At 40.0% G+C, this 17,075-nt stretch carries 14 protein-coding genes and 1 tRNA gene; 5 read left to right on the top strand and 10 right to left on the bottom strand.

What is annotated here, in order from left to right; genetic code table 11:
• Window positions 1-62: 62 nt before the first annotated feature.
• The 8 genes from AC1EU2_RS02825 to xseB form a co-directional block, all read right to left on the bottom strand.
• Entirely contained in the window at window positions 63-1,112 is a 1,050-nt protein-coding gene (locus AC1EU2_RS02825; protein ID WP_480296478.1) for an alkaline phosphatase D family protein, read from the bottom strand.
• A gap of 69 nt (window positions 1,113-1,181) precedes the next feature.
• Window positions 1,182-2,300, bottom strand: a complete 1,119-nt coding sequence (locus AC1EU2_RS02820) for an alkaline phosphatase family protein (RefSeq protein ID WP_480296477.1) — start codon at window positions 2,298-2,300, stop codon at window positions 1,182-1,184.
• Window positions 2,301-2,412: 112 nt separating this feature from the next.
• On the bottom strand, window positions 2,413-4,710 hold the full coding sequence (locus AC1EU2_RS02815; protein ID WP_480296476.1) for a TonB-dependent receptor domain-containing protein: 2,298 nt from the start codon (window positions 4,708-4,710) through the stop codon (window positions 2,413-2,415).
• Window positions 4,711-4,859: 149 nt separating this feature from the next.
• Window positions 4,860-5,642 (bottom strand): S1/P1 nuclease, encoded by a 783-nt coding sequence (locus tag AC1EU2_RS02810; RefSeq protein WP_480296475.1) that lies wholly within the window; start codon window positions 5,640-5,642, stop codon window positions 4,860-4,862.
• An 832-nt stretch (window positions 5,643-6,474) separates the two neighbouring features.
• A tRNA-Ile gene (locus tag AC1EU2_RS02805) sits at window positions 6,475-6,551 on the bottom strand.
• A 180-nt stretch (window positions 6,552-6,731) separates the two neighbouring features.
• Window positions 6,732-8,597, bottom strand: a complete 1,866-nt coding sequence (gene dxs / locus AC1EU2_RS02800) for a 1-deoxy-D-xylulose-5-phosphate synthase (protein WP_480296474.1) — start codon at window positions 8,595-8,597, stop codon at window positions 6,732-6,734.
• 20 nt (window positions 8,598-8,617) lie between these two features.
• Window positions 8,618-9,511 carry a (2E,6E)-farnesyl diphosphate synthase gene (ispA, locus tag AC1EU2_RS02795; RefSeq protein ID WP_480296473.1) on the bottom strand — a complete coding sequence of 298 codons (894 nt, stop codon included), beginning with the start codon at window positions 9,509-9,511 and terminating at the stop codon, window positions 8,618-8,620.
• 5 nt (window positions 9,512-9,516) lie between these two features.
• On the bottom strand, window positions 9,517-9,753 hold the full coding sequence (xseB, locus tag AC1EU2_RS02790; protein WP_480296472.1) for an exodeoxyribonuclease VII small subunit: 237 nt from the start codon (window positions 9,751-9,753) through the stop codon (window positions 9,517-9,519).
• A gap of 360 nt (window positions 9,754-10,113) precedes the next feature.
• On the opposite strand from xseB, the gene pomA reads away from it, so the two are divergent.
• Window positions 10,114-10,881: a flagellar motor protein PomA gene (gene pomA, locus AC1EU2_RS02785; RefSeq protein ID WP_129948167.1), complete on the top strand. Its 768-nt coding sequence runs from the start codon at window positions 10,114-10,116 to the stop codon at window positions 10,879-10,881.
• Between the two features lie 3 nt (window positions 10,882-10,884).
• Window positions 10,885-11,814: a flagellar motor protein MotB gene (locus AC1EU2_RS02780; protein WP_480296471.1), complete on the top strand. Its 930-nt coding sequence runs from the start codon at window positions 10,885-10,887 to the stop codon at window positions 11,812-11,814.
• A 72-nt stretch (window positions 11,815-11,886) separates the two neighbouring features.
• On the opposite strand, the gene AC1EU2_RS02775 is transcribed toward AC1EU2_RS02780, so the two are convergent.
• Together AC1EU2_RS02775 and AC1EU2_RS02770 are read right to left on the bottom strand one after the other, a co-directional pair.
• A complete protein-coding gene (locus AC1EU2_RS02775) occupies window positions 11,887-13,023 on the bottom strand; it encodes an HAD family hydrolase (protein WP_480296470.1) in 1,137 nt (378 codons plus the stop codon).
• Window positions 13,024-13,230: 207 nt separating this feature from the next.
• Window positions 13,231-14,604 (bottom strand): hypothetical protein, encoded by a 1,374-nt coding sequence (locus AC1EU2_RS02770; RefSeq protein WP_480296469.1) that lies wholly within the window; start codon window positions 14,602-14,604, stop codon window positions 13,231-13,233.
• A gap of 292 nt (window positions 14,605-14,896) precedes the next feature.
• Between AC1EU2_RS02770 and bufA2 the strand changes: the two genes are divergently transcribed.
• The 3 genes from bufA2 to AC1EU2_RS02755 all read left to right on the top strand — a co-directional run bounded on the left by bufA2 (window position 14,897) and on the right by AC1EU2_RS02755 (window position 17,065).
• Complete coding sequence (bufA2, locus tag AC1EU2_RS02765; protein WP_480296468.1) at window positions 14,897-15,346, top strand: BufA2 family periplasmic bufferin-type metallophore; 450 nt, start codon at window positions 14,897-14,899, stop codon at window positions 15,344-15,346.
• 73 nt (window positions 15,347-15,419) lie between these two features.
• Window positions 15,420-16,268 (top strand): MNIO family bufferin maturase, encoded by an 849-nt coding sequence (gene bufB / locus AC1EU2_RS02760; protein WP_480297066.1) that lies wholly within the window; start codon window positions 15,420-15,422, stop codon window positions 16,266-16,268.
• Window positions 16,265-17,065, top strand: a complete 801-nt coding sequence (locus tag AC1EU2_RS02755) for an HvfC/BufC family peptide modification chaperone (protein WP_480296467.1) — start codon at window positions 16,265-16,267, stop codon at window positions 17,063-17,065. The genes bufB and AC1EU2_RS02755 overlap by 4 nt, the downstream gene beginning before the upstream one ends.
• Window positions 17,066-17,075 lie beyond the last annotated feature (10 nt).

Below are 17,075 nucleotides of genomic sequence, written 5' to 3'. Positions count from 1 at the left end.
GGGATTGGCTGGAAGCCGTGGTTTATTTTTGCACTTCCAGCCAACCAAAGGGACTGATAAAACTAATTAAAACTTAATTCTGATAAGGAAAGTTGGTGTTTGATGACCAAGTTACCTAACTTATTTTTTAGTCCAAACTCAATGATAGGATCTGGTTTATTCCAATTAATTTCGATAAAACCGTAATTCACATTATTAGTAAAGTCGCCAATGCGGTGTTTGTTTGGGCTAACGTCTTTCCATTTTTCACTTAAACCTGAACTTGTTACTTCCCATAGAGGGTATGCATTTCTGGGATTAAGTTTTGAAACTTCACCCCAATGAGTATCACCACTGATGAGCAATACCCCATTGATTTGATGTTTCTGGATAAAAGCGAGCAATCGATTTCTATCATGAGGGAAATTCGCCCATGATTCCCAGCCTGTAAATTCAGGAAGTAATTGTAAGCTTGAACCAATGATTTTGATTTTGGCAGGCTTTAATAATTCCTGCTCAAGCCAACGCCATTGAGTTTCACCCAGCATACTGGCTGATTTTTCAGGAGATACGCTATACGGCCCCATATTTTTTGGGATTCGTTTTGTTGCATAGTCCAGTTTACTGACTGAGTGCAGCTTGTCTCGGTTCCAGCGCAAGTCAGGCAAAATTACTTGTACTTTTTGATCAGGTTTACCATAGGAGTAAGAAGTGTAAATGCCGTCTTTTTGAGTGTATCTGGCTGAATTTTTAGGTTCTTCAAAAAAGTCGAGCATGATTTTTCGAGACGCTTCTTTTTGAGGGTACTCTTTACCCGCATCGTTTTCGCCGAAGTCATGATCATCCCAAATGGCAATCACTTCTGATTGTTGTTTTAATGTCTTGAAACCATGATTTTCCCCAAGCATAGCGTACTTTGCTTTTAGCTCTTTCATGTCCTCAGTATCGCCATAAACGTTATCTCCAAGCATGATGAAGACATCGGGTTTATCACGATTAATGGCCTCAAAAATGGGCATAGGCTTGTATTGCTTTGCACAAGATCCGAAATAAATTTTTTGAGTTTTCGAATGTACAGACAAAGAAATAAAACTGAATATTAAGAGGGTATAAAGGAGATTACTGAATTTCATTATTCTGGTTATAGTCACAGGTAATTAGCGACAGCTTAATCCGTGACTATAACCGTTTTATTACAATAGCTATTTTATTATTTCGACAATGGCTTTATCTGCTTTTGGATTAAACCTCATTGGCGTTTCTCCTAGAAGTGTTAACGCTGTTGCAGCGATCTGCGATTGCTTCAATTCACTAGACGTTTTCATCTGACCAAGCTGTTTGATGTTAGGTCCTATCGCTGCCATCCAGATATGTTCAGAACCAACAATGCCTTCAGGAAACTCTGATTGTAGGGCTTTCATATAGCCAGATAGTGACTTTTTAGAGGCATGATGTTGCCAATCATTCAAATTCGAACCACGGCCGTGGTCAGTCACAATCAATAGATTGGTTTTGTTTTTATATTCAGGCATCGATTGCAACAGTTGCCATAAATCACTGATGAATCGATCGGTGCGACGAGTGGCTTCAATATAATGGTCGTAGCGTCCATCGTGAGCAAAATCATCTGTCTCACCATAAGATATCGCCATTACTTTAGGCTTGTGCTTTTTTAAATACTCAACTGCGAAATTATGGGTGAAAGTATCGAGTCGAACCGTCTCCCATGGACTTGGTGTTTGAGCTTGAATTTCATTAAGAAATGCAGCTTTATCACTTAAATCGTAACCTGTTGCACTGGCAAAGCCTGAATTGACATGCAATTTGCTGCGCTCAGTATTCAAAATGTATGGAAATACATCCCAGCTTCCAAATACGGCAACATGTTTGTAGTTTCTGTTATTTTGTAACCATTCTAAAAAGCTGATCTCAGGGTTATTCACTTTTTTATTTGAATTCAGCTTAGGGTTAGTGATACCAGTGAATATTTCACTGTAGCCCGGGTAAGAAAAATTCCACTGATTCGCAACGGACATATGAGAGTTGTTATCCCGGTTACCAATAACGACGCCATGCGGTACAAGCTGAGTCCACAAAAAAGGCATCAAGGTTTCACGTGCTTTGTTGGGGGATTGAGTGAGCAGATGCTTCATTAACTTTGTTTGGTGCTTTGTGGCGTTTTTATCGTTGGCGATTTCTGCTTGTGGACCTCTAAACACCTCTTGCCAACGCAAGCCATCAATGGTGACCAATATCAAATTGTTTTGCGCAATCGAATGGAAGCTTATTAAGCACAAAACTAAGCTAAGATAGCGTTTCATCTCTACATTCCTTTATTTTGATTTTTGAACAATAAAAAAAGGGCAAGAAAACATCCTTGCCCCAAAGTCTAGGGAAAAAGTATTGCGCTTTTATGGCGCAGGCATATAAGAGTTAGAACTTAACATCCAAAGTTAATGCAGCCGTTTTACCTGCACCGATAAAGAATGTTTCGCCACTCCCCGTACCTGCCGCTAGGTATTGCTCATCAAATAAGTTATTTACAACAAATGATAGGTTTACGGCATCTACAGCTTTACTTGAGAACTCCATCGCATAGGCAATGCGTAAGTCAGACAATGTATAATCATCTGCTGCACCTTTGTCGCCTGTGTATTTTGTAGAGGATGAAATGGTCAAGTTATCCATGTGATATGTACCTGTAACAACCCACATTTCTTCTATCGAATCGATAACTCGCTCGCCTTCAGTAAAGCCAGGTGCATTGCCAACATATTCTGAATCATTGTTCGTATAAGAAGCGTAGAAACTTAAATCTTCAGTAGCATCCCAGTTGGCACTGACTTCAAGGCCTTTAGACTCAATACCACCCACGTTTAAGTAACTACCATTTGTACCAATCGTGTAATCGATACCACCTGTGTTTGCATTAGGCGCTAAGAAGGTAATTCTGTTGTCGAACTCAATATGGTAAAGCGTTGCTTGAAGGTTAAAGTTATCTGCACGATAACGTAAACCTAATTCAATGTTGTCGGCCGTTTCTGGCTCAATATCCGTCAGTGCTGAAGCATCTCTCTCTAATGCCGTATCTTTGATAGCCGCAAAGTTTTGGCTATAACTACCAAACAATTCAACTTCATCGGTTGCTTGATACAAAATACCACCACTGAATAAAACGTCAGAGTCACTATTTACTTTTGCAGTTGTTTGGCGAGCCGAGTAGTCGTACTTTTCTAGGTCAACGAGGTATTGTTGGACACCCAGATTGATCGTGAAGTCGCCAAATGTCATGGTATCTTGTAAGAACCACTTAAATGTTGTGGTATCAAAAGTCAGTGCGTATTGAGTCCAATATGGTGTTTGGTCAAAATGGTGATAAACACGAGCATCAATCACTTTGTGCCAGTCACGTGATTCATCACGTTTATTATCTTCATACCAAATACCAGCTTTTAGTGCATGATTATCAAGCTCTAACTCAGCGTTTGCAGTCAGACCATTACGATTTTTTTTGTAATGAGTATGACGGAACGACATTACTGGTACCGCATCTCTTGAGTAGCAAGCAGGGTGTAATCCTGGTCCAGAGTTCCAAGGCCACTCGTAGTTAGCTGTACAACCCGCAGCAGGTGATAACGGGTTACCCGAACCATCTGTGAAGCCATAAGTGGACTCAATGCTGCCATATCGTTCAGTTTGAATGCCGTTTTCGTCAACAGCGTAAACGAGATAAGGAGGGATCCAATCACCACGACCTTTATTTCTATGATGATAAGGTGTTACTTGAATCGAAAAATCGTCTGTAACTTGGTAATCAAATTTCAAATAAGCAAAAGTGTTTTCACGCAGTGTTGACCAGCCTTCTGCGAACATTTGATCAAGATGTGGCACACCAGTCCAATTCCAAGTTAGCTGATCCCAATCAGGAGTTTGATTGAACTGTTCAACACTGACGCTGTTGTAATTATCTTCATGCACATCGTCATAAGACACACGGCCAGTTAATGTAAAGTCGTCGCTAATATCTGATACAAATTTAAGTTCGGCATGTTGATTTTTGAAGCCACCGTTTGAACCACTACCAATCCAACGTTTAGTTTCTGTATCTGCATAGCTGATGTAGGCGTAGGTGTTTTCGAGGATTTCACCTGTTTCATGACGGGCAAAGTATTGTTTTGCGTCGTGGCTGCCAGTTGTGTATTCAATCGTCGTCTCACGCTCCATTGAAGGATCTTTCGAGATGAAATTAAACGTGCCACCTAGTGCCTCCAGCGATGCGGAAGAAAGATCTGAAGTACCTTGTGTTACATCAACTGTCGCTAAATTTTGAATTCCAATGTAACGGTTTGCTTTAGCACCACCACCGTAATTCGAGTTACCATTTGGTAATCCGTCGATAGTCATACCAATTTGCTGTTGATTACTGTCGATAGTGAAACCACGCATGGTAATGGTCGTTGACCAATCGTCTCCGCCAAAAGCGTCACCTTGATTAATGCTGATACCGGGTAAGTTGTTAATGGTATCGAGTACACTTGAAATCGGTGCTTTTTGTTCAATCATCACTTGGCTTGCATTATTATTTGCTACAGCAATACGTTTGCCTGCAACGGTGATTTTTTCTATCTGAGAATCATCATCTTGCTTTGCAACATCATCAGCAAAAGTAAGAGGTGATAAAGCGAAATAAACGGCACTAGCCAAAACAGATTTTGCGAATGTTGAAGGCATGGTTCTCCCCACCAGGTAATTAATTATTATCAACGGCGGCAAGTCTAGGGGAGATTTGTTGCAAATATGTTTAGCTAAAATGATGCTTGGGTGAAGAAAAAATGACCAAAGTGGGTCATTTCTATTTCATCGAGTGAAAACGTAAAATGTTAACCGAAAATTTTATTCAGTTTTAAAGCTAATCGAACACCAGCTTGTTGCATTCGTTGGTTTAAGGAAGGTAAAGCTTGATACATGTATGTGAAAGACAATTCGTATATTCCATGCTGTTTATGAGGTAACTTTCCATAAACAATGGAGCGGCAAGCTACAGATTCTTTTGCCCAATTTACATAGGAAGAATCACTCCATTTTTTGATGTCTTTACTCGTTGGTTTTAGAAAAGTAGCATATTCCTCATACGATAATTTTTGAGCATCAATCATTCCAGAGTCCCAAACACGATGAAGTTCACTTGGCTTGCCTAAAAAAGTTACTTTAATTTCATTTCCTCCTCTGTCTGACGCATATCCAACATGAAGCGGTTGATGAATATCACCAACAAGGTGAACATAAAAGGCCAAAGCTTGCCAACGTTGCTCTGGCGTTAATTCGTTGTGGTGTATTAACTTATTTTCGAAATATGGAAGTGCTTGAATAATATTTGCAGGTTCACCATTGGCTTTCTGTTGATATATGTTGGAAGCATCTCTTGCACTCATAAAGTGCCAAATAAACGTATGTTCCCAAGCCGGAGAGGGGCGCACGTCATCGGGGAAGGTTGCAAGCTTAGCTAAAGGGTAGCCTTCAGTGATCTTTAAAATGGCCTGTTTAGCTGTAGGGGTTAATAATCGTTGTGCGATTTCTGCAACAATCCTGTGTCCAGTTTCACCAAATGCAAATGCCTGTGAGGAAAAAAGTAGAGTAAATAATAAGATGAGAATTTTTTTCATCAAGAACCTGCCTGAATGTGATTTATGAATAAAAGTAATCTTTAAAATTTAAATCGCTTTACGAAGCACAACTTAAGTCAATAAGAGTTATATTTAATGATTATGCTCATGTCTCTTGGCTGGAGGTGAATCATCCATTGCCGGTACTATTGAGTTTACATGGTGCTGATTATTCTTGAATAAAACCACTCACAGTAACTGCATGTTGTGCACTCATAATAGTCAATGACATATAACTTTCTCTTAAGGTATGAAATACTGAAAATGGGAACTCGATGATAAAGGAGACTTAGAACCCATAACAGAATGGTGAATAAACCTTAATTTGACGTTAATCTTTTTATTCGTAAATACCGAATTAAGGAGGTTAGGAGTTAATCAAGATATAAGAGAAAAACAGCAAGCTCACCAGCTCAATGATACGAGTTGTAAATTCTGGTCACCTTAATGATAAACGTATTGCTTTATAAAAGTAGGTACATGTTTTAAATTGTGAGTTAACAGTTCTTGAATATGTCCGAAACAAGCTGGTGGAAGAGGGGCATATTTTCGTCTGAAGTCGCTGACCAGAGAGTAGTTGAATAGACTCCTGTAAAACAAAGTCCTGACTTAAGTCTTGAATCAAGATGATAAAACTCTATTTGTTTGGGTTATAGCTTTATTTGGTACGCTTAGCTCTAACCCTTTAGCTACAAATTAAAGATGTCTTGTATGGCGATTTGAATAAATGTAAACATAGGCAATTATTTATTTAGGTTATTAAAATAACTGAGAAATTAAACGCCAGATAACAAAAAAGCCTGCTATTGCAGGCTCTTATGTATTGAATAAGTGGTGGCCCCTCACAGACTTGAACTGTGGACCTGACGATTATGAGTCGTATGCTCTAACCAACTGAGCTAAGGGGCCGACTTTGATAATGAATTATCGAAGCGAGTTGAAGTATACGAAGTTTACTTTAAGTTGTCATCCCTGAATTGGCGAGATTTTCAGCATATAGAATCAACTGCTTACGAGGTAGTCAGAATTTGTTCAAAATTAGAAATAAAAAAGCCTAGAATCAAAGACTAGGCTTTTCTATATATTAACTTAAGCTAGGTAATCAGTGATTTGTTGCTGAATGCCTTTCGCATCGAGTTTCAACTCTTCTAACACTAGATTAGTCGCACCGTGCTTAATAAATTCGTCTGGGATACCAATTTGTAATACTGGCTTGAGAGTTTTATTTTTATTTAAAAACTCTAAAACTGCCGAACCTGCACCGCCCGCGATAGCGTTCTCTTCAACTGTGACTAATACGTCATGCTCTGACGCAAGCTGAGAAACCAACTCTTCATCAAGCGGTTTTACAAAGCGCATGTCGGCAACCGTGGCGTCCAGCGCTTCTGCTGCAGTCATAGCGGAAGCTAAGATTGTACCGAAGTTTAAAATCGCAATCTTTTGACCTTTTCGTACGATTTTGCCTTTACCGATTGCTAATGTCGTCATTTCCGTAACTTGTTCTGCACCTGTAGCACTGCCTCTCGGATAGCGTACAGCAGTAGGTCCATCAGTGTATAAGTGGCCCGTGTAAAGCATTTGACGACACTCGTTTTCGTCTGATGGAGCCATGATTACCATGTTTGGAATACAGCGCAGGTAGCTTAAGTCGAATGCTCCTTGGTGAGTTTCACCGTCGGCACCAACAATTCCACCACGATCGATGGCAAATAAAACAGGTAAATTCTGAATGGCTACATCATGAATGAGCTGATCATAACCACGCTGTAAGAAGGAGGAGTATATGGCGACAACTGCTCCATATCCTTCAGTAGCAAATCCTGCTCCTAGGGTTACGGCATGTTGTTCAGCAATTGCGGCATCGAAATACTGCTTAGGAAAGCGTTGAGAGAATTCAACCATGCCAGAACCTTCACGCATTGCGGGAGTAATGGCTAGTAGCTTTTCATCATTTTCAGCAACGTCACACAACCATTTACCGAAAACTTGTGAAAACGTAGGGTTTGAAGGTGCTGAAGCTGGTTTTTTAAATTCACTTGGATCAAATTTCGGCACGGCATGCCAGCCGATAGGATCTTTTTCTGCAGGCTCGTAACCACGACCTTTTTTGGTCATGATGTGTAAGAACTGAGGACCTTTGAGGTTGCGCATGTTACTGAGGGTTTCAACCAGCGCTTCAACATCATGACCGTCAATTGGGCCAATATAGTTAAATCCAAGTTCTTCGAATAGCGTTCCTGGAACAACCATACCTTTGAGGTGCTCTTCAGTACGGCGAACCATTTCTTTGACCATTGGCATGCCTTGAAGGGCTTTTTTTCCTCCCTCACGAATGTTGGCATAAAAGCGACCAGACATGATTTGAGCAAGGTGATTGTTAAGCGCACCAACGTTTTCAGAAATTGACATTTCATTGTCATTCAACACAACTAACATATCGTTGTGTAATGAACCTGCGTGGTTCATGGCCTCAAACGCCATGCCACCAGTAATTGCGCCGTCACCAATAACAGAAACAACTTTACGTCCTGCTTGTTCTTTTTCTGCTGCGATAGCCATGCCTAAAGCGGCACTGATAGAAGTGCTTGAATGACCAACACTAAAAGTATCGTATTCACTTTCTTCACGGAAAGGGAAAGGGTGCAGTCCATCTTTTTGACGAATGGTGTGCATTCTATCTCTGCGACCGGTAAGGATTTTATGTGGGTATGCTTGATGCCCCACATCCCAAATTAGGCGATCGAAAGGTGTTTTATAAACATAGTGCAAAGCAACAGTCAGCTCGACGGTTCCAAGACCTGAGGCGAAATGACCACTGGATTTACCTACAGATTTTAATAAAAACTCACGTAATTCATCCGCAAGTTTTGGCAGCTGTGTTTTAGGAAGCTGTCTTAATTCTTCTGGAGTATTTGCTTTTGCTAATACTGGAAATTGATTGATATCCACACTCATATAAAGGGTCTTTGACTTTTTTATACTCGACGCACCACGAGATATTGGGCAAAATCTTCAATAATTTTGCTATTGTAGGGCAAATCAGCCAACGCTGATAGTGCGTCATTAATTAATTGTTCTGCTGTCAGTTTTGCTTGTTCTAAACCTAATAGTGACGGAAAGGTACTTTTGTTTGCGTCAGTGTCAGAACCTTGAGGTTTACCCAGCTCTTCTGTTGTTGATGTGATGTCTAAAATATCATCTTGTACTTGGAAGGCTAAACCTATTTTTTTAGCAAAAGTTCTCAGTGATTCTTTGGTATTTATGTCTGCGTTTGATGCAATTAAGGCCAGCTCTACAGAGCATGATATCAAAGCGCCAGTTTTTAATGCATGCAGCTCAGTAAGTTTCTCCAAATCAATACGTTGATTTGTTGAAGCCAGATCAATGGCTTGGCCGCCACACATACCTGAATAGCCAGCAGCTTTAGATAAAACTTTTAGCATATTGAGTTGTTGAGATGCAGAAAGCCCGCTGTCATCATGGCTAAGTACTTCAAAAGCGAGGGATTGCAGTGCATCGCCGACCAGAATTGCTGTTGCTTCATCATACGCAATATGAACCGTTGGTTGGCCACGTCTTAAGTCGTCGTCATCCATTGCAGGCAAATCATCGTGCACAAGTGAATAGGCATGAATGCATTCAATCGCAGCAGCACAAGCGTCAAGTTGTTCGAGCTTAACATTCAACATTTCACCAATACTGTATACCAAAAAAGGGCGAATGCGTTTACCGCCAAGTACAGTGCAATATTTCATTGCTTCTTTTAGTTTTGTCGCATGATTCGGTAAAGCATTGATATGGGATTCAATGATCTGATTTACACGGTGTTGGTAAGATGCCAGTGAAATCTTTAATTCTGCGTCAGCCACTCAAATTATTCCTCTTCGATAAATGGCTTTAATTTAGCTTCGCCATCTTCTTGAAGCAGAACAGATACCTTTTGTTGTGCTTGTTCTAGCTTACTTTGGCTTTGGCGGACAAGCGCAATACCTTGTTCAAATTGGGACAGTGCTTTATCGAGTGGAATATCGCCTTTTTCTAGTTCAGCAACAATTTGCTCAAGTGCAGAAATTGACTCTTCAAAACTTAAGTTCTCTGTTTTCTTTGCCACGGTGAAGTTTCCTTATGGTATGCGATGCACAAAGTATATCAGCGAGTGCTTAGGGTCAAATTTAGCCGCAGAAATTTTAATCACAAAATGAGGTAAAAAAGAAAAAAAAGCTGTTTTAACGATTTTTACCTAAACTTGAGGTTATTTTGACCGATAAATGATTGATAGGCGAAATTAGTTAAAACAATAGTAATCGCGTGATTTGTAAACTGTTTGCACAAATTGTGAACATGGAGTTGTTTTTTAGTTGAGACTCGCGGTGAGCTTTTAAGTACAATACGCTGCAGTTTTTTGTGGTTCTATTAGTCGAACGTAAGGTGAGACAAAAGGAAGTTACGCAGTTTTTGGCGAGGATAAGTTGTGGATTTAGCAACACTAATTGGAATTTTAGGCGCGTTTGGTTTTGTTTTAGGCTCAATGGCGACCACTGAAAGTGGCATTGGGGCGTTCGTTGATGTAGCGTCGATTCTAATTGTTCTATTTGGTTCATTATTCGTAGTAATGATGAAGTTCAATTTAGGGCAGTTTTTGGGCGCAATTAAAATTGCAATTAAAGCCTTTATTTTTAAGTTGGATAAGCCTGAAGATCTGATTGAACAATCAGTAACGATGGCTGATGCTGCTCGTAAAGGGGGGTTTTTAGCTTTAGAAGAAGCAACGATAACAAACCCATTTATGCAAAAAGCCGTCGATATGTTAGTTGATGGTCATGATGGTGAAGTAGTGCGTGCAGCATTAGAAAAAGACATTGCGCTTACTGAAGAGCGCCATAAATCGGGTGTTAAAATTTTCACCGCCTTAGGTGATGTTGCACCTGCGATGGGAATGATTGGTACTCTCGTGGGTCTAGTCGCCATGCTGCAAAATATGGATGACCCAAAATCCATTGGACCTTCAATGGCTGTAGCACTCCTTACGACCCTTTATGGTGCAATGGTGGCGAACATGGTTGCCATTCCAATTGCCGATAAGCTTGCTTTGCGTATGAATGAAGAAATGCGCAATCGCAGCCTGATCATGGATGCGGTACTTGCCATTCAAGACGGTCAAAATCCACGTGTGATAGAAGGCTTCCTTAAAAGTTATCTGGCAGAAAAAAAACGCGGCGAAGGCAGCGCTGAGGAGTAACCCATGGCTAAAAAAGGGTGCGATTGCCCGCCACCGGGCGCTCCAATGTGGTTGGCAACATTTGCTGACTTAATGTCACTGCTAATGTGCTTTTTCGTATTGCTGTTAGCGTTTTCAGAAATGGACGTGCTTAAGTTCAAGCAACTTTCAGGCTCAATGAAGTATGCCTTTGGTGTGCAAAATAAAATTGAAGTAAAAGACATCCCCAAAGGTACATCTGTCATTGCGCTTGAGTTCCGCCCGGGTAGACCTGATCCAACACCAATTGAAGTGATTAACCAACAAACCAGCGAAATGACAGAGCCGATGCTGAACTTCCAAGAAGGCGAGTCAGACAGTGCAGGCGGTGTACAAGATCAGCGTGGTGAACGCCGTGGTGGTGATGCATCATCTACTGCACAAGAAGAAGCTGAAAAGAAAGAAACGGCAGATTCAGCAGCGAATCAAGAGCAAATCAATGAGCAGCTTAAGAAGCTAGCTAAACAACTTGAAGAGCAAATTGAAGACGGTGCGATTGAGCTAGAGTCTTTAGGGCAGCAGATTATCATTCGAATCCGTGAAAAAGGTGCTTTTGCTTCAGGATCGGGGTTCCTACAACCTCGTTTTAGACCAATTATGCGTAAAGTGGGCTCGTTACTAAAGGATGTGCCAGGGATCATTACGGTTTCTGGTCACACGGATGATTATCGAGTCAGTAATGAACTGTATAGCTCAAACTGGGAGCTTTCGAGTAAACGTGCACTTTCAGTGGCACATGAAATGATAAAAGCTGATGGCTTTGATGAACAGCGGTTAAAGGTGGTCGGATTAGCATCAACGTCCCCTTTAGTGCCAAATACCAATCCAATTAATCGTGCTCGAAATCGTCGTGTGGAAATTGCTATTGAGCAAGGTAAGCCGCACGAAAGTGATGAGATTAGGATTGAGCCTTAGGTTTCAGTTGTTCAAAAATTGGAAAGGCGATAGTGTTTTGAATATCGCCTTTTGCTTAAATATATGAAGAGCTTAGCCCCTGAGCATGTAATAGTAATGTTGAGTATCATCCCTAGCTTTATCTATTAAGTCTTCGCACTTTATTTGAGTTTCTGAATGGCTGCGTTTTACAGTATCTTCCGCACCCATTCCGACTATTTTTCCATAATCAGTAAAATGTTTAGCAGCGTGTACCTGGTAACAGTCGAGTGGAATATTCTTTGTATTTAAATCTCTTTTCATACATTTCAATTCCATTGGACTATCATCGAAGTACTTAACTTTTTCAGGCTTCCAGCCTAGAGCCTTTAAATCTTCAAATGCTGAAAGTAAACTCTCACATTTGTTACTAGCCATCTCCCCATTATACATCCGTTCTTTATCTTTTTTCATAAGTCTAAAGTCAAATAAATCTGGATCGTAACCAGATTGGATGAGCTTCTCCCTCATTAAATCTTCTTTGTCTTTGGGGGTCTGAGTATTAATGAAAATACGTAAGTTTTTGTGTTTTGATTTTAGTGTTTTTAGCATCTCTGGCAATTCAGGGTCTAGTGACTTAACGTTTTTTGTGCTATCAAAAATGTAGTCTCCCTCAGTGTATAAGGTGCTGTCTAAATCGAAAACTAATGCAATATGCTCATCACTCTCTTTACCTTCAGCTAAGTCTTTTAAAACGTTTGATGGAGCCATAACTGAAGTATAACCATCTTTGTTTTTAAAGGGCTCTACAGCTTGTAATTCAGTTGTGTTAAGGAAATGCTGATTGGCTGCCTTTTCAGTTTTTGAGTCCGCTTTAATGCTTCTCGCACTTACTGTGTAACGCTTCAGGGTATCGTTAAAAGCACTGGTGTAACTTTCCGTTTCAGCTTTTCTTGCCGTAGTATTGATAAGACTACCAAAACCATGCCTTGCCCAAAACGCTTTAAAGCCGCTTCTTCTTATATCAACTTTAGTTTCTTCACCTCGTTTGATAATCAGTTTTACTTGGAACTTTTTTATAGAGCCGTCAGGAGTTTTAACAGTAAAACTTTTCCAGTTGTTTTTACTGTCCGCAGCTTTCGAAGCAATTTTTTTTAGTCCTTGTAAATTGTTTTCTTGTGCGTAGTCTAAGTGATAATTAGTGTCTGTTGCTTGACCACTGTTTGTCGGGGGTGATTGTAAAGTAATCATATTACCCCTCCTATTATTGTCATCTCTATAGTTACATTATGGCTTATCTTTTTGGTTCTTTCTTGATAAAGAACGCTATATTAAACAAGCTTAACTATCTGTAAATATTTAATTTAATTTAATGTTTTAGAACGATGAGTTTTATTGATTCATACCAAGGCCTTATTCCTTTAAAGCCTTAATGACACTTTTATATAGCGATTAATATTACCCTCTTAACATCATATAGTAATGTTGAGCGGTGAAAGGTGCTCGTTCCAGTAAGCCTAGCTCGGTAACCTCGCTATTTAGTGTAATTGGCTCATCTTCTGCCGATGAGCTTTGTTCAATAGTGTTGATGTGTGGGGTGGTTACCTCAATTGATGAATGTGTCTCTTGTTCACTAATGTTAGTGCTAGGAGTAATTGAGTCACCACTTGGATCTTCATCATGGTAAAGATGGTTTTCATCCCAAGAAATTTGCTGTGCCTGATATGGTTCATTTGCTCCCTGTCTATTATTAGATGCGCTAGCTTGTGAATTTTCGCTTAGAAATGCTAAGTGTTGATCTAAATGAGTTTGATAAGCTTGAAAAGGTATTCCTTCTCTTCCATAGTCACGACATGATTTTGCAACATCTTTAAGTTCTTCACTTGATTGATCAATCATAATGGCTCGGCTTGGAAGCCAAGGTTCATCTTCTAATTTGTTTAAACAGGATAGAAGGCATTCTTTTTTTCCTGCTGCTGCATTAGAGCTGACTAATTGCCCTTGTGAAATTGGATGCTCATATTCAAATTCAGGATCTCCATCGCAATGAATGAAATGGAAATCATCTGGAGAAAGTCCAAATTTATTAAGCTTATCCAAAACATCCTGTTTTTGAGTATATGGCGTTTGGCTACTAAGGATAATGCGCATATCAGGTCTTTGTTGCTTTAGCTTTTTGATAGCTTCAGGCAATTTAGAATCCAGAGGACGTTCCTGTTCCGCTGCAGAATCAATACCTTTAGAGCGGCATAAAGTGCCTTCAAGCCCAATAACAATCGCTGAGTGGTCATTTGCCTGTGTGTTTTGTAGTATTTGGTTGACGACTTTTGATGGTGCAATAACGTGAGTAATGCCACTTGATGTCTTAAATGGTTCTGCTGTTTTTTCGAGTTGTGCTGGTGAGAGTAGGTGTTGATGAGCTGGTTTTACGGCATTAGTGTTATTGCCTACGAAAGAGTTATTTCGTATAGAGTGTTGACTTAATACATAGCGTTGTAATATTGCTTTAGCTTGGCCGAATTTTAATGTCTCTTTGGTCTCTTTAGTCGATTGATCCGCAATAAAGCGCCTGAAAAATTGGCTTCTACTAAGTTTTGAAGCCAAGTTATTTCTCCTGAATGCTACCTCTTTGTGGCTACCATCTTCATTAGTTGAAAACTTAATTTGGAATTTTTTTATCTTACCTGTAGGGCTCTTTATGGTAAACGACTGCCAGCTATCCTTATGGTCAATGGCATCATCAGCAATGGTGACTAGTTTATTTACGCCTGCTTGGGTTATATCCAAGTAGTACTTGCTCGTGTTCGAAGTGTGTGTAGTTAAGCTTGTCATTGTTATATCCAGGTAATTGGTTTGCCTGTCGCTGGTATTATCGTGTTTTTTTTGTGTATGTAACCTGTTATTAAGCACGTTTAATATTGCGTACACGATCATTTTTTTTGTTAAAAATCTCGATTATTTAACAACTAAAACTAAGAGTTTTTTGATTTTTTGAGGGCTTTTGAAATTTTCTTGGGCAGGAGCAGGTCTTTGTTTGCGAATATGATGTGCATGAGAGGGGGGAGCCGATTTTGCACAGCGCATTCATAGACATAACCCTTATAAAGATGCAAAGGAAATTCGAATGAATAAGAAAGCACAATCGGCAATCACAGGCGCTACTCTTGCACTAGCTATGGCTGGTTTAACTTCAACAGCTCAAGCTGCACCAGCAGGTAGTTCTTCAGCTAGTACAGACTTGGTTCATTGTTATGGTGTTAATGTTTGTAAAGGCCATAATGACTGTAAAACTGAAAGCAATGCTTGTGGTGGTCATGCTAGTTGTAAAGGCACAGGTTTTGTTGCGATGCCAAGCAAGTCTTGTAAAGACGTTGGTGGTTCAATACAAGATAAGTGGAAAGGTACTGTTGCTAAGGCCGATCTAGTTAAGTGCTACGGTGTGAACGTATGTAAAGGTCACAACGATTGTAAGACTGATAAGAACGCTTGTGGTGGTCACGCAAGCTGTAAAGGTACTGGCTTTGTTAACGCACCAGCTAAATCGTGTGCTGACATCGGTGGTAAAAAAGGTTAATCACCTTTTGTTTGCTTATCTAGGTTGCGATGCATCGCAACCTTTCTTTTAAGAAAGTGTGCTCATGTCTGATATGAATTCTGAAAGTTTACTTCACCCTTCACTTGGTTTTGGATTAGGTTTAAGAACCAATCATTTTGAAGATATTTTAAACCAATCTCCTAACGTAGATTGGTTTGAAATATTGTCTGAAAACTATATGGTTGCAGGTGGTAAGCCCAAATATTATTTACATGCAATGGCTGAGCGATACCCTGTCGTAATGCATGGTGTGTCAATGACTATCGGTAGCACTGACCCATTAGATATGGATTACTTAAAATCGCTAAAAACATTAGCAAATGAAATTAATCCTAAGTGGATATCAGATCATATCTGTTGGAGCTCCATTCATGGCTTAAACAGTCATGATCTTTTGCCGTTACCTTACACTGAAGAAACTATCGATCATGTAGCAAATCGAATTGCTCAAGTTCAGGACTTTTTAGGTCGTCGAATACTGATTGAAAATGTTTCTAGCTATATGTCTTACAAAGAATCTGAAATGAGTGAGTGGGAGTTTTTACAAGAAGTTGCTGATAGAGCAGACTCTTTGATTTTACTCGATATCAATAATATTTATGTAAGCAGTAGAAATCACGATTTTAATCCTAAAGCATATATCGATCATATTGACCCAAGACGAGTGCAGCAGTTCCACTTGGCCGGGCACAGTGATTTTGGGGATTACGTCATTGATACTCATGATCATGATGTACCCAAGAGTGTGTGGGAACTGTATGCCTACACGCTTAAGCGTTATGGTATGGTCAGCACTATGATAGAGCGTGACGATAACATCCCACCATTAAATGAATTAGTGGCTGAGCTCGATCAAGCAAGACAAATTGCTGCACAGACTTTTGATAAGGTAGCAGTATGAGTCAGTTACGAGAATTACAAGAAGGCTTTTTTGACTACATTTTAGAAGCCAATTTAGCTAACAATAATTTGGAAGCACACTCATTCAATCAACACGTTGTTGAGCAGGGTAATATCAGCGCTAATACACGGTTAGTGATTTACGCTAATGCTTATTATGCAAGATTACGCTCAACTATCGAAACCGATCATGACATCCTTGCTCATTATCTAGGGGATGATTGGTTTGAAGATATGGTGCGTGCTTATATTAATTCAAAGCCGTCTAAATTTAAGTCACTCAGGCAATTTTGTGATGAATTACCAGAATTTTTATCGCAAACTGAGCCGTTCAGTGATTATCCACAAATGGCTGAAATCGCACGTTTTGAACGACGACTATTAAACTCGTTTGATGCGAGTGATACTGAACGAGCCAATTTTTCTGACTTACAGGCATTGCCAGCAGAGCAATGGCCTGAAGCTCAGCTTCGTTTTCATCCCAGTGTGCAGTTGTTCACTTGTGAGTCAAATGCGGTTGAAATATGGCAAGCAGTGAAAGCGGAAGAAATGCCGCCAGAACCAGATCTCGAGCATCAGCGTCATTGGTTATTATGGCGTGGTGAATCGAGGCTCACCGAATTTACTTCAATCATGCCATATCAACTTGAACTCATTGAGGGCTTTATTCGGGGGGCTAATTTTGCTCAGCAATGTGAAGCTATGCTTGAATATTTTGATGAATCACAAGCACCTATTGAAGTGCTACAAGCGTTACAAGCATGGTTCGAAATGGGTTTAATCAAATCTATCGCATAAAACTTGCAAC

Source organism: Parashewanella sp. 2304DJ23-3, from assembly GCF_056591695.1.
Note: the sequence above shows the minus strand (reverse complement) of the source record. Positions and strands in the feature narration are given on the sequence as shown.